This is a genomic window from Rhodococcus sp. B10, assembly GCF_011770055.1.
In the GTDB taxonomy this organism is placed as follows: Bacteria; Actinomycetota; Actinomycetes; order Mycobacteriales; family Mycobacteriaceae; genus Rhodococcoides; species Rhodococcoides kyotonensis_B.
Genome location: NZ_JAAFYV010000025.1, coordinates 15215 through 28684 on the forward strand (window position 1 = coordinate 15215; position 13470 = coordinate 28684).

12 protein-coding genes and 1 pseudogene are annotated in these 13470 nt (G+C 61.4%); 4 read left to right on the forward strand and 9 right to left on the reverse strand.

The window, feature by feature from the left end:
• The first annotated feature begins 48 nt into the window (after positions 1-48).
• Positions 49-555 carry a hypothetical protein gene (locus tag RhoFasB10_RS16985; protein ID WP_167677479.1) on the forward strand — a complete coding sequence of 169 codons (507 nt, stop codon included), beginning with the start codon at positions 49-51 and terminating at the stop codon, positions 553-555.
• A complete protein-coding gene (locus tag RhoFasB10_RS16990; RefSeq protein ID WP_346764415.1) occupies positions 552-1193 on the forward strand; it encodes an RES family NAD+ phosphorylase in 642 nt (213 codons plus the stop codon). The genes RhoFasB10_RS16985 and RhoFasB10_RS16990 overlap by 4 nt, the downstream gene beginning before the upstream one ends.
• Positions 1194-1493: 300 nt before the next feature.
• Here RhoFasB10_RS16990 and RhoFasB10_RS16995 read toward each other — a convergent pair whose 3' ends face one another.
• From RhoFasB10_RS16995 to RhoFasB10_RS17010, 4 genes are all read right to left on the reverse strand, one after another.
• Positions 1494-3005: an aldehyde dehydrogenase (NADP(+)) gene (locus tag RhoFasB10_RS16995; protein ID WP_167677481.1), complete on the reverse strand. Its 1512-nt coding sequence runs from the start codon at positions 3003-3005 to the stop codon at positions 1494-1496.
• A 19-nt stretch (positions 3006-3024) separates the two neighbouring features.
• Entirely contained in the window at positions 3025-4230 is a 1206-nt protein-coding gene (locus tag RhoFasB10_RS17000; protein WP_346764416.1) for an enolase C-terminal domain-like protein, read from the reverse strand.
• 45 nt (positions 4231-4275) lie between these two features.
• Complete coding sequence (locus tag RhoFasB10_RS17005; RefSeq protein WP_167677485.1) at positions 4276-4932, reverse strand: GntR family transcriptional regulator; 657 nt, start codon at positions 4930-4932, stop codon at positions 4276-4278.
• Positions 4933-5007: 75 nt separating this feature from the next.
• Positions 5008-5949, reverse strand: a complete 942-nt coding sequence (locus RhoFasB10_RS17010) for a dihydrodipicolinate synthase family protein (protein ID WP_167677487.1) — start codon at positions 5947-5949, stop codon at positions 5008-5010.
• Positions 5950-6166: 217 nt separating this feature from the next.
• Between RhoFasB10_RS17010 and RhoFasB10_RS17015 the strand changes: the two genes are divergently transcribed.
• Entirely contained in the window at positions 6167-7540 is a 1374-nt protein-coding gene (locus RhoFasB10_RS17015) for an MFS transporter (protein ID WP_167677489.1), read from the forward strand.
• Between the two features lie 467 nt (positions 7541-8007).
• Here the strand turns inward: RhoFasB10_RS17015 and RhoFasB10_RS17025 are convergent.
• Both RhoFasB10_RS17025 and RhoFasB10_RS17030 read right to left on the reverse strand, forming a co-directional pair.
• Positions 8008-8268 (reverse strand): annotated as a pseudogene (locus RhoFasB10_RS17025) (winged helix-turn-helix domain-containing protein); the annotation flags it as partial.
• Between the two features lie 30 nt (positions 8269-8298).
• The gene (locus tag RhoFasB10_RS17030; protein ID WP_167677495.1) at positions 8299-9453 is read right to left on the reverse strand and encodes an acyl-CoA dehydrogenase family protein; all 1155 of its coding nucleotides are present in this window, start codon (positions 9451-9453) and stop codon (positions 8299-8301) included.
• Between the two features lie 367 nt (positions 9454-9820).
• On the opposite strand from RhoFasB10_RS17030, the gene RhoFasB10_RS17035 reads away from it, so the two are divergent.
• A complete protein-coding gene (locus RhoFasB10_RS17035) occupies positions 9821-10513 on the forward strand; it encodes a GntR family transcriptional regulator (protein ID WP_167677497.1) in 693 nt (230 codons plus the stop codon).
• Positions 10514-10516: 3 nt separating this feature from the next.
• Here the strand turns inward: RhoFasB10_RS17035 and RhoFasB10_RS17040 are convergent, their stop codons facing one another.
• Genes RhoFasB10_RS17040 through RhoFasB10_RS17050 form a run of 3 tightly spaced genes read right to left on the reverse strand, consistent with a single transcriptional unit; the run spans position 10517 to position 13022 of the window.
• Entirely contained in the window at positions 10517-11329 is an 813-nt protein-coding gene (locus tag RhoFasB10_RS17040) for an alpha/beta hydrolase (protein ID WP_167677499.1), read from the reverse strand.
• A gap of 2 nt (positions 11330-11331) precedes the next feature.
• Positions 11332-12141, reverse strand: coding sequence for a CoA ester lyase (locus RhoFasB10_RS17045; protein ID WP_167677501.1), 810 nt, complete (start codon positions 12139-12141; stop codon positions 11332-11334).
• Positions 12138-13022 carry a MaoC/PaaZ C-terminal domain-containing protein gene (locus tag RhoFasB10_RS17050; protein ID WP_167677503.1) on the reverse strand — a complete coding sequence of 295 codons (885 nt, stop codon included), beginning with the start codon at positions 13020-13022 and terminating at the stop codon, positions 12138-12140. Before RhoFasB10_RS17050 ends, RhoFasB10_RS17045 begins: the two co-directional genes overlap by 4 nt.
• Positions 13023-13470 lie beyond the last annotated feature (448 nt).

Consider the following 13470-nt stretch of genomic DNA (forward strand, 5'->3'; position numbering starts at 1 on the left):
GGTTGACCTACTTGACTTGACCTTATTGACCTTAGTATCGTGGGTGGCGTGAGTACACCACTGCAGGATCTCGTTGCCGCTGAACTCGCCGCCAGCGGACTCGACGGAACCGAGTTGAACCCGAGCGATGTCGCGTACGTCGAGAACGGGATCCGCAGCGTGCTCTCCGGCCTGAAAGCGCGCCGAACCTGGGAGAACCACATCGGCGCGATCCTCACCCATAAGCAGGTATTGGACGTGACCGGGTGGACGAAACAAGCACTGAGCCAAGCAGTCCGCGACCATCGCGTGCTCCGACTGGTCGCCGCAGACGGATCGGTGGGCTACTCCGTGGCAGGGTTCGACGACAACACACCTGCACGGCCGATCCTCGGAATCAAAGACGCCCTCCGGGTCTGGGCAAGTGCCGACACCGGTGGGTGGATGGCCGCGTCCTGGCTGATGACCGAGCAACCCGAACTCGGCGGACGAACACCGCGGCAGGCATTGCTCGACGGTGACGGGCCGTCAGTCGCCGATCTTGCTCGCGCAGCGACCGAGCAGCTCGCCGCGTGAGCGCTCCGCGTACCGCACTACATCTACTCGCCCCTCCCCCGCCGGACCACCTCCGTGATCGCTTCCCCGCCTTCACGGTTCAGACTGGCACGGCGGTGTTTCGCTGCCACAGCGCTACCCGCGGCCCGTTGTGGTTCACGAACGGCGGCCACGGACGCTTCGACCTCGCCGACGAGAACGGCACCTGCTACACCGCCGAATCCGAACAGATCACCCTCCTCGAAACGTGGGGCGGGATGCGGGTCGTCCCGAGTACCGAACTCCGTACCCGAGCAGTCACATGCCTTCAGGTAGCCGATACACGTGTACTAGCGGATCTGACATCGAACGCTGCCGCTCAGTTCGGGGTCACCGCAGAGATATTCAGCACCGGCAACTACCAGTTGACGCAGCTCTGGGCGTCGGCGCTCCGCAGTGCAGGATTTAGCGGGATCCGATACTGGGCCCGGCACGACCTCGCGCATACCCACGCCTGCCTGGCCCTCTTCGATACAGCCGGCGCCCACACATCCGCCGGCGCGGATCCGCAGCGCTATGCGGTGACTACTACCGACACGCTCTTCGAGCGAGCGGACCTGATCGACTCACTACAACGCGACACCGGCATCACCGTTCTGCCCGTCCCGCCGTCTCTCTGAGTGCCGTCGGCCGGGAGCAGTGGACGAGCTCGCCCACAGTCGTTCATTCAAACGGTATACACGCGCTCCGCCGGAGTCATTCGAACAGCCGACGGTCTCGGCGCAGCGAATGCTGCGTGAACGACAGTTACCGCACCGTCAACCAAGAATGACGGAAACCGTTGTCGATAATCGGTCGCACAATGGTCGATAGCGAGGCTTGCGTAGGAGTCATTCTTGAACCAACGGTGGAACAGCACCGGCGCGTGTTGCGGTACCCGACATAGTGGGTTGCACATATGTCACGCGCCGGCACTGGGTTCATTGTCCGAGTTGTAGTCTTCCGTCGACTCGGCGTGGGATAGAAAGGTAGTCATCTTGCAGCTCTTCTGGAAGGACGGCTGTCGGTGCGCTCTGCCAGGTGACCGGCCGTAGCCACCGTCTGATCGAGGTCGTACCGACTGAGGTGTGCAGGGTGTTCGTCGATGGCCATGGGCCACCATGCTGCTGCGCCCACGACACCAATACACCCGTGGGGTATCCGTTGAACAGCAGCCGACCGGACTTGGGGAGAAGCGATGCCGAGAGGCGTTGCACCAGTTCGGTTTCGTCGTCTTCGGCGTGGATGGTGCTGGTCAACGATGCAGGAAGGGCTGCGATCGCCTGATCGAGTGAGTCGAGATCGTATCGAGCGATAATGGCGGTCGGTCCGAAGCACTCTTCGACTTCCCCGCCGTGCAGAGAGGTCGCGTCGACCTGCAGCAGGCGCGGTGTGACCGAGAACCCGTCGCCGACCGGCTTACCGCCTTCGGCGATGACAGTGACCTCCTCGGTCTGTTTGAGCGAGGTACTGATCTGGTCGTATGAGGTACTGATCCGCTGGTTCAGCAGTGTCGCGGCAGGCGCTTGTTCGACGAGTTCGGCTGCAGCGGAGACCAACGCATCACCCTCTGATCCTAGTGGGACGAGCACAAGTCCGGGTTTGGTGCATAGCTGACCACCTGATCCGGTCACCGATGCCACCACGCCGGCGGCGATATCCGCGCCGCGTGCTGCGGCGGCCCCGGGGGTCACGACGAGAGGGTTGAGACTCGATAGTTCGCCGTAGAACGGAATCGGGCCCGGTCGCCCGGCGATGATGTCGAGTAGTGCCTTCCCACCACCGAGAGATCCGGTGAAACCGACCGCGGCGATAGCGGGATTGGCGACCAGTCGAGCGCCAGACGAGGTACCGAATACGATGCCCAGCAACCCATCCGGCGCGTCAACCGTCCGGGCTGCTCGTGTCATGGTGTCGAAGGTCAACTTCGACAGTGCTGGATGGGAACTGTGTGCCTTGACGATTACTGGACACCCCGCCGCGAGGGCGGAGACGGTGTCACCGCCCGGGACCGAAAACGCCAGCGGGAAGTTACTGGCACCGAACACCGCAACCGGCCCCAAGGGTACGAGTAGGCGACGCAGATCCGGGCCGGGACCCATCGGGGTGTCACCGGCATGATCGATCGTGGCCTCGAGGTAGCCACCATCGTCGACGACCTCGGCGAACAGGCGGGCTTGGTACACCGTTCTGGTGAGCTCACCGTTCAAACGTGCTTCGGGCAGGGCTGTTTCGCGGGTACCGACGGCGACTATGTCGGTGCGAATCGATTCGAGTTCGTCGGCGATCGCGCGTAGAAGCCTGGCACGGAACTCACGGCCGAGTGCGGCGAACACGGGCGCCGCTGCAGCGGCTTTCGACGCCAGTGCGTCGACCTCTGCATTTGTGGTCACTTCGGCGACGCTCTCGACGATGGCCCCCGTGGTCGGGTCGATGCTGTCGATCATGCTCATTTGTCGATGCCTTCCGGGTTCATCCGGCTTCGATGATCTCGTGGAAACTCCGCAGCGGAAGCAGCTTGGCCATGTCGTACTCGACGCCGATACCGGGACCTGTCGGTACCGCCAGGGTGCCGTCGGAGGAGATCGTGTCCACATGGTCGGAGTAACCGCAGGAATAGATTTCGGGCGACGGGTCTAGTCCAGCAGGAGAGACATTGGCAACCTCGTACAACGTCGTTTGCTGCATAGCTGCGATCAAATGACGGTGGACTGGACTGGGAGCATGCATTTCGGTTGTAACGCCGAGTGACTCACCGAAATGGATGGTCTTGAGGGCTCCGGTGATTCCCAGGTCGTAGTGGACGTCGACGCGCAGCAGATCAGTGCCGCCAGCGAGCAGGAAGTCTGCCTTGGCTTCGGGTCCCGCGACATGCTCGGTCTGCAGGATCGGAATATCGAGCGCGTCTCGGAGCTTCTTGTGCGCGAAAGCACCCAACCCAGTCGGGCGGATCGGATCCTCGTACCATCTGAATTCCGCGTCCTGGCAGGCTTTTCCGACATAGATGGCGTCGGAGAGCGAATCGAAGACGCAGGCAGGGTCGAGCATCAATTCGGCCTGCTCGCCAAGTCGCTCGCGCATGTTACGGACGTTCGCGGCTTCTTCACGCTTGTCGCCGCGATGCCATGAGTGCATCTTGAAGTTACGAAATCCCATGTCTTGCAACCTAACAAAGAAATCGGCGACTGCATCCTGATTCGACAGGTTACCCAGGCGGTCGCCGTTGTGACTGGAGGCGTACGCGGTGACCTCGGTTCGATGTCCACCGAGCATCTGGGTGAGCGAGAGGTTCTGCGCGCGCCCCGCCAGATCCCACAGCGCGACGTCAAGGAAGGACAGACCGTAGGAATGCGCGGGCCTCGCGGAGCGCCGAACGGTGCGGTAAATCAATTCGCGCTCGTGCATTTCATGGCCGACGGCGACGCGAGCCGCAGTGACGGCCTGGGGAACGGCAGCGGAGACATTCCAGTACGCGTAGGAACCTTCGTGACCGTCGTCGGTGAAGACCTGAACCATCAGCACGGACCGATTCGAGGTCGCCCCCGGTGCATAGGTGAACGAGCCGCCGTAGGTGTCGTCGTCGTAGTTATGCGCGAAGTTCTCCACGGGGATGTCGAAGACGCTTACCTCGACGCGATCGATGGTACTCATAGAAACCCTCCTGTGGTCATATATCATATCTTTTGGTCAAGTAAGGCTCCGCATTGTGCGGTGACCAGACTGCTAGGCGGTGTCGAACATCGTGTCGAAGCGAAGACCGAACGACTCGATGTGCTTCTTGATCAGTTCGGCAGCCAATCCGGCGTTGCCGTCCTGGGCGGCCTGCAGAATGTTTCGATGCTCGTCCCATTCGGCTGCCCAGCTGTCGGAGGCGTCCCACCCTTGGATGCTGACCAACGCCATGCGATCCCTGAGTCCGTCGAGGGTCTCCACCATGAGACTGTTCCCGCAGTAGCGGTACAACTCCGAATGGAACCGACGATTGAGCACGCTCAACTTGGCTCGCGCATTGTCGCCGTCCAGTGACGCTGCCTCGACGAGTAGTCGCTCTGCCTCCTCGAACTGCCCGTTCTGCCGGTGTACAGCCAGTTCGACCGCTGCGGGCTCGAGAACGGAGCGAACGCCGATGACTTGCTCGGCCAATTCGCGAGTAGGAACGCGAACGGTTGCGCCCTTGTACGGCTCGAAGACGACAAGGCCAGAACTGGACAGAAGTTTCAGCGCCTCACGAACAGGAGTCTTCGACACTCCGAATTCCTGCGCCAGTTCGGCTTCCACCAATGCCTGCCCAGGAGCGAATTCCCGGGAAAGGATGCCCTCCCGAATCTGCGCGTGGACCCAGTCGATGCGAGATGCGGGGATCTCGAGGCTTCGGGCCATGTGCTCACTCCTCGTGTTGCGACGCCGGCGGCGCTTGAACTTCTGAACGAATGTACCGAACGTGGACGCGTGTTCTCAGGCGCGAAGGGATGCCGTCAGCTGTGTGTTGCTGTTCTTCTCGACGTTCCAGGCGCCGAGCATGCGTCCGACGGCCCGACGGTCATCTTCCGACAACAGGCTGATCGGTGCACGCACCGCTCGGTCGCACAGGCCCAATTGATGGAGGGCTTCCTTGACGACGGAGACGTTCAGTGCGTTGTTGTCCCGCGCGCGGAGATCTTCGAAGGCTTTGATCGCACGCCACTGCTCCAGCGCGAGAGTGAAGTCGCCTGATTGAAGAGCGCGAAGGAACGCAATCGACACTTCTGGGACGACGTTGGCCAATCCAGACGTGAAACCGGTTGCGGTGGCTGCAAATCCCGATGGCGCGTAGGACTCCGCCAGGCCAGCTATCCACACGAGGTCCGATCCGTCGGCATCGGCGAGCGTCGTCGCGAACTGCACAGGATCGGGCAGAGCGTATTTGATGCCCACGAAGTTTTCTGCCCGCCTGCGTAATTCGGCGATGGCCGCGCCCGTGATCGCAGCGTTTTTCACATAGGTCACCAGCCCGAGTTCCGGTACCGCGCGAGCGATGGCGTCGTTGTAGTCGATCCACCCGTCCGCACTGATGTAAGGATGTACGGGCTGATGAACCATCACCGCCTCGGCGCCAGCTTCACGAGCAAAGCGTGCTTCGGCCAACGCATTCGACACCGAGCCGCCGACCCCCACCAACACTGACGCAGGTTCAGCATGCCCCACTGCGAGCTCTACACACCGGCGACGCTCTCCGTCGGTCAGTGAGTAATACTCCCCGGTGTTGCCGTTCGGTGTGATCACCTCGATCCCGGCATCGATCATTCGACGATTGATCACCACCACGGCGTCCTCGTCGATGCGATCTGCATTGTCGAACGGTGTCACCGGTATCGCGACGACGCCCGCGAGCCGCTTCTTCAGCTGATCGAATGCCACATGCCCTCCTCATATATTCCGTAACGTGCATCACGTTTCGTTGATCGTATCTCATATCTTAGCGCAGTCAAATAGAGGGTTCTCGCAGGTGGAAGAGGTTGACGAATCAGCGTTCGGATCGTAGTGTCGGCCATCACACCGCGTCGTACACGATATACGACAGGTTTCTAGGTGCATTCCGCACCACACCACCTCGCCCGACGCAAGGATCCGAACCATGGCAATTGCTTCCACCGCCGAGAACCCGATTCTCGAAGGTGCACTGAAGAAAGCGTTCACCAGAATCGTTCCACTGATCATGATCATGTTCGTTCTCAACTACATCGATCGTGTCAACATCGGCTTTGCCAAGCACGAACTCGAGGTACACGCAGGTATCACCGCCGCCGCGTACGGCGTCGGCGCAGGCCTGTTCTTCATCACCTACGCGATATTCGAAGTCCCGAGCAACGCATTGATGGAAAAGTTCGGCGCGAAAGCCTGGCTCACCCGCATCATGATCACGTGGGGACTGGTCTCCGCATCAATGATGTTCGTGCAGAACACCGCAATGTTCTACGCACTCCGGCTCCTGCTCGGCGTGGCCGAGGCAGGATTCTTCGCAGGCGTGCTGCTCTACTTCACGTACTGGTTCCCCGACCGCTATCGCGGACGCGCGAACTCCAGCCTGTACATCGGGTCGATCGTCGGCGCAGTGATCGCAGCTCCGTTGTCCGGGGTGTTCTTGAGCATGACCTCGGTCGCCGGGTTGATGGGGTGGCAATGGATGTTCTTGGTCGAGGGTGGCGCGTCCGTCGTCGTCGGTTTCGTCATCTGGTTCTTCCTCGTCTCCAAGCCTGCCGACGCGAAATGGCTGACGCAACCCGAGAAGAACGCCATCGCGCAGGAGCTGGCGCGTGAATCCGCAGCCAAGAGAGCGGCCTCCGGCATCACCGAGGCACCCTCGCGCTGGCGAATGCTTCTCGATCCACAGATCACCCTGTTCTGTACAATGATGTTCGCAGCGCAGGTCGCCAATTACGGCGTCACGTTCTGGCTGCCATCGGTCGTCCGATCGATCGATGGGCTCGGCGAACTCCAAATCGGGTTCATCTCGGCACTCCCCTATGCTCTTGCGGGCGTCGCCGTATTCGTGGCCGCCCGCATCTCCGATCGCACAGGGCTTCGCCGCACAGTCCTTGCCGCCGGCTTCGTAGCCGCAGCCCTAGGAGCGCTGATAACCGCGATGGCGTCGCCGATCGTTGCCATCGTCGGATTATGCATCGCGACAATCGGATTCAAGGTAGCAGCAGGATCGTTCTACGTGATACCGCAGGGCTACCTCGATATCCGTCTCCTCGCGCCGGGACTCGCCCTTATCAACTCCATCGGCAACCTCGGCGGTTTCGTCGCACCCGCGGTGCTGGGCGCCGTCGAAGAACGCACCGGTGATCCGGCAGCTGGGTTCCTGTTCATTGCAGTTGTCACCGGAATCGCCATCATCGGAGTGGGGAGAATGCGGACACACCCTCGTCGAGCCGAAGGAAGCCCCAACGTTCCTACCAGCGAGAGCAACACGCAACCCCGGGTAGCCGGCCAATCCCGGCCCTGAAGGCCTGAACCATCTCTGCTGACCGTGGTGAACCACCACGGTCAGCAGGGCGATCGTATTTTTCCTGTCTAGCCCGTGCCCTGATCGCGGTAGCGCTGTCACCGGCGTCGGCCGGGGGATGCCGCCGCCGTGCATCCGATCGTGTGGGACCGCAAGCGCGTGGCTACGAACCGCCGACAGTTGGAATCGATCAACCCAGTGAGCGAGGAACAGGAAGACCGAGTCGCACGCTCCAGGGGCGGATGCGATGCCAGACCTGATCTGAGATGAGGACGCCGTTGCGCAGCTGATCTCGCCGATCCGCCAGTGCACGTTCTCCTGGGAGCCGGATGGTTCGTCCGCCGGGGCGAACCCGCGAGGCTCGGATACTGGCCACCAAATGGTCCGTCTCATCGAGAAAGGCAGCCCTGCCGGCAAAGTGAGCAGGATTGAAGACCTGGAGGAACACGCCCCAACAGCGAAGATTAGGATCCCAGTTTTCGGTGGTACCGGCCCGTCTGCTCGGCTGCAAATGTCCCCCGGCCGGGCACCCTATCGACGATGCCCTCGGCGACGAGGTCGTGGAATGCCCTACGAATTGTCTGACGGCTTGCACCGTACTCCGCAGCTAGTTCCGCCTCGGTGGGAAGCCGAACGCCGTCCTTGTATACCCCCGCAGATATTTCGCTCCGCAATCTGTTCGCGACAGTGCGGTAGACGGGTTCGGACGGGCGTTCGGTTTCAGTCATGACCGACAGATAATAACGCCGAGCCTTCCGTCAGAGCTTTCCGCGCGACACGAGTTGGCTCGCGATGACATTGCGTTGGATCTCGTTGGTACCTTCTCCGACGATCATCAAGGGTGCGTCGCGGAAGTATCGCTCCACGTCGTACTCGGTGGAGTAACCGTATCCGCCGTGAATGCGGACCGCATCGAGAGCAATCTCCATGGCAACTTCCGAAGCGAACAGCTTGGCCATGCCGGCCTCCATGTCACACCGCTCACCGCTGTCGAACTTTTCCGCCGCATGCAGTGTCAGTTGACGAGCGGCGGTGAGCTTTGTTGCCATGTTGGCAAGATAATTACCGACCGACTGATGCTTCCAGATCGGCTTACCGAAGCTTTCACGTTGTTGCGCATACGCGAGTGAATCCTCCAACGCGGCCGCTGCGACGCCGAGGGCCCGGCAGGCAACCTGGATGCGGCCGGTCTCGAGTCCCTTCATCATCTGAGCGAATCCAGCGCCGGGCTCTCCACCGAGTATCGCCTGGGACGAGATTCGGTAGTTGTCGAACGACAACTCGCAGGTTTCGACACCTTTGTATCCGAGCTTGGGAAGATCTCGCGAAACAGTAAGTCCTGGGCCGTGTTCGACCAATACGATCGAAATTCCCTTGTGCCTGGGCGTTGCGGACGGGTCCGTCTTGCACAGCAGCGCGATCACACCGGAGCGACGCGCATTGGTGATCCACGTCTTGGAACCGTTGATGATCAGATCGTCGCCATCGGCCTTGGCGTTCGTGGACATGGCCTGCAGGTCGGATCCGCCGCCCGGCTCGGTGAGTGCCATCGTCGCTCGTACCTCACCTGTAGCCATTTTCGGCAAGTACTTCTGCTTCTGCTCCTCGGTGCCGTACAGCGTTATGAGCTTGGCCACTACCGTGTGGCCGCCCATGGCTCCTGCAAGACTCATCCAGCCGCGAGCAAGTTCCTCGGTCACGTGGACATAACACGGCATCGTGACCGGTGAACCACCGTATTCTTCCGGGATCGCCAGGCCGTAGATGCCGATCTGCTTCATCTGCTCGATCCACTTCTCGGGGTACTCGTTCGCGTGCTCGACCTCTTGCACAGTCGGCTTGACCTCGCGGTCCACGAACTTTCGAACGGTCTCCACCAGGAAGGTTTCTTCGTCGTTCAATTTGAGGCTCATCGTCACTACCTTCGAGTCGAGAGAACCGGACTGCACGCCCGGCGACGAGTATATGTACGGCCATTTTGCTCTGGATATATTTAATTGTCAAGAACTCTCAGGGGTGGTGAGGGCAATCCGAAATCGTCAGGCACCGAGCGTTCACCGTCGGCCCACGCCGCTGCTGTGGATTGTCGAGCGGCTGTTCCAAGAAGGCGGCTGCCTCGAATCGTTGCCGAACAGGGACAGGGTCGGCGTCATGGCCGATCGAGTGTCTCCCGAATGGGGATAACCAAGCCAGTGGGTGCCACAGCTGTCCGCGCACGTCGCCACAGGTGATTGGACAGTTCGAAGTGGCTGGTGCCACCGTTGAGTACACTCTATATTCATGAGTTCGAGTCACTTGGAGGAACGTCGACCGCGACGTCGACTGCGTCTGAGCGATGAGGCCGCAGCACACGTAAGGGAACGGATTCTTGCGGGTGAACTCCGTGCCGGCGAATTCATACGCTCGGAATCGGTGGCCGACGAGCTCGACATCAGTGCGACCCCAGCGCGAGAAGGCCTGCTTGTCTTGCAGGCGGAAGGCTTTCTTCGTGTCGTGCCCCGCAAAGGATTCGTCGTTGCCCCCTTGGACCCGAAGGATATCGACGACGTATTCACCGCGCAGTCTTTGCTGGCAGGCGAACTCGCTGCGCGCGCTTCGACACACGCCGACGCGTCAGTGATCGGTTCTCTCAACACGATTCAGGATTCACTGGAGAGGGCAGCGAGCGAGAAGAACTACGACGAAGTGGAACGGCTCAATCACGCGTTCCACCGCACGGTGTATGCGCTAGCGGACAGTCCCAAGTTGCAGTGGCTCGTAGGGTCGACGCTCGGGTATGCACCTCGAAAGTTCTTCGCTGCCATCCCTGGATGGCCGGAGGCATCTGCCCACGACCACCGCCGCATCGTCGAACTGTTGGAGGCCGGCGATTCCGAGGGCGCCCGCAGCGCCATGGCTGCGCACATTCTCGACGCGGGCCGCCTCCTCACCGCGCACGTCGAGAACATGCACATGCCGCAGACGGCATCGTAGCGATCAGCGTCCGGGAATCGGCCGCGCGCTCACCCTTGTGAATTCGACGATCGAGTCGAAGGTCTCTACCGCACATTCCTCGAAGAACGCGTGTCTCGCACCGGGAAAAGTATGAACAGCAGCGCCCGGGATGCGCGACGCGATTAGCTCGCTGTTCGTCACAGGCGCCAGCAAGTCGTCGGTTCCGTGAAGGATCAATGTAGGAGATGCAATCGTCGGCAACATCTCCCAAGCGTCGTGGGTCCCACTTGCCCTCATATGCCACGCCCGTGCGTCGGGTGTCATTGCCGCGTCACCGAGTGTGACGTACGGCGGCGGGACGCCGGCTACATATCGGTCGGTGTACATCAGCGACGTCAAGACCCCACGTGTGACGGACGAATCCGCGATCAGCGATAACCGAACGGCGTCCGATCGCTCGACGGCGTGGGGTCCTCCGGGCGTCGTGCATCCCAATACGAGTCGGTCGACGCGGTGCGGTGCATCGATGGCGAGCCATTGCGCAACTCGTCCCCCCATAGACGTTCCGAATACGTGACACCTGGATATCCCCACTGCGTCGAGACACCGAACGGCGTCCTGCGCAAGAGTTCTCGTGGTAAACGGACGCGCCCCCAGTGTGCTGTGCCCTGTCCCCCGGTAGTCGAGAGTCACGACGGTATAGACCGTGGAGTAGAGCGAGCGCACTCGGTCCCACCAGTGATGGTTGTTTGCCTGGCCCGACAGCAGAAGCAGGGGCGGACCAAGTCCGGTCACTTGAAGCTCTACCTGCGCCCCGCCCGTGACACGAACGAGCTCTCGGTACTCCCCGGGCACTGTTATCTTGCTGTCGCCAGGATCCGGGCGGCGCGAGCGACTACAGGTGGATCGACCATATGTCCGTCCACACTCGCGACCCCGCCGTCCGAGGACAGAGACGCCGTTATCTTCTCGGCCCACGCAACCTCTTCTGACGTCGGGGTCAAAGCAGTCTTCGCTGGACCGATCTGTGCTGGATGTATACACAGTTTGCCGCTGAACCCCAACGATTTTCCGTACAGCACATCCGCTTCGAGCACCTTCGGATCGCTCAAGTCGGTCGTCACCCCGTCTACTGGTGAGTTGATACCGGCGGCGGCCGCGGCAATCACGAGAGACGACCGTGCCGCGAGAAGCGCCTCGCGATGGTCGGGGTCGACACCCAGTTCGGCTGCCAGGTCGATGTGTCCGAGGGCAGTGCGCACTACACCCGGTACTGAGGAGAGCTCGGACGCTGCAAGTAACCCCCGTGCGGTTTCGACGAGTGCGACTACCGGTACGTTTTGCGCGACTTCCGCCAAGACCTGCGGATCGTCGGCCTTGGGGACCATGATCGCTGACCCCGTTGCGATTATGGCCGCGATGTCCGCTGTCCAGTGTGGAGAGGTACGCGCGTTGACCCGTACCACCGCGTTCCCCCCGCCGCGTAGCCACTCGACGACAGTGGTTCGCGCGATGTCTTTGTCGCCGCCTGCGACAGCATCTTCGAGGTCGATGATGACTACGTCCGCACCCGATGTGGCCGCTCTGTCGAAGCGTTCTGGTCTAGTTCCCGGCACGAAGAGGAAGGTGCGCGCTACCGCTGCTCGCTGCGCGATGGTGGAGGTCATCGCCGCACTGCCTTGGCTGTTGCCGCGGTGGCCACCGAACCCGTGACCGACAGGGCGGCGGACTGCGCGGCGTCGTCGACCGATCCTTCGACGACGAACAGGTCGTCGGCGAAGAGAGGATGTTTGAGACGGAAGGAGAACTCTCCGACCTCCGCGTCGCCCCATGCGCGGCCCACAAGGTCTGCCATCAGCGTTGCGAGGAGTGGGCCGTGCACGACGAGGCCCGGATACCCCTCTACGCCGGTTGCGTACGGTGCGTCGTAGTGAATTCGGTGAGCGTTGGCTGTAAGCGCGCTGTAGCGGAACAACGTCGGGGTGGCCACCGAGCGCGTTGTCGCCCAGGTGGAGTCGGCCTGAGGTTCGACCTGCTTTGTTGCCTGTTCGAACGTCCTGGTCGGTCCGCCGCTGTCGCTTCGGTAGACGATCTGTTGCTGTTCGGTGCGGCACAGGCGGCCGTTCTGCTCGAAATCGTGGCGCACGACGACAAACAGCATCTCACCGGTGCCGCCACGTTTCGGGGTGACGGACTCGACGGAGGAACGGCGGGCGGTCTCGGTATCGACGTGCAAATGGCTGTGTGATGTCACGGTTGAACCGGCGAACATGCGGCGTCGATCGGGAATCGGAGGATAAAAGTGCCCGGCCGCGGGATGCCCATCCAATCCGAGCTCCGAGGTAGCAGGCCAATCCTGAAATGCCGTCCAGTGACCGAGGATCGGGACAATTCCGTCGGCGAATCGCGCTTCGTCGAAGTCCAACGTCCGGGCGAGCTGGATCACTCGTTCGAGGTGCACGCGGTCCGTCGTTTCGACAGGCTCGGGGGTCCATCCGTCGACGTATCGCGCGAGTTCGATCGATTCGGCTGTGTTGTTCTGAGTCATTACACGCTCTTCCTGACTCGGTCCACGCACCGTCGTCGATGACGCAATGTACGAGTCTTAACAATTCTTTGTAGAAAATATTCTACATGGATAGCGTGGGCTAGGCCATGGTTTCGTTCGGATCGCCAGCGAACTGTGGCCACGATGTAGCCGACCCTGGGGTGTCCGCACGGGGTCCCCACGCCACTTGCAGGGACGGGTCCCATCGGTGGACCCATCACCCCATGTTCACCTCGACGGCGCTCTCTGCGCCGCGAAATGCATCGGCGGGTGGGCAATAGCCAGGTCGCTGGTCGCCAGACAGTCGACAGTATGCGAGCACCTCGATCCGCTTGCATTGCGTTCCTCGTCGAACGTTCCGCTGTTAGGGTCAATCTCGTGGTCGGGAGCTACAACTGCTGCTGAGGTGGCATATATGCAGAATCACCGTGCATGCCCCGATCAAAAT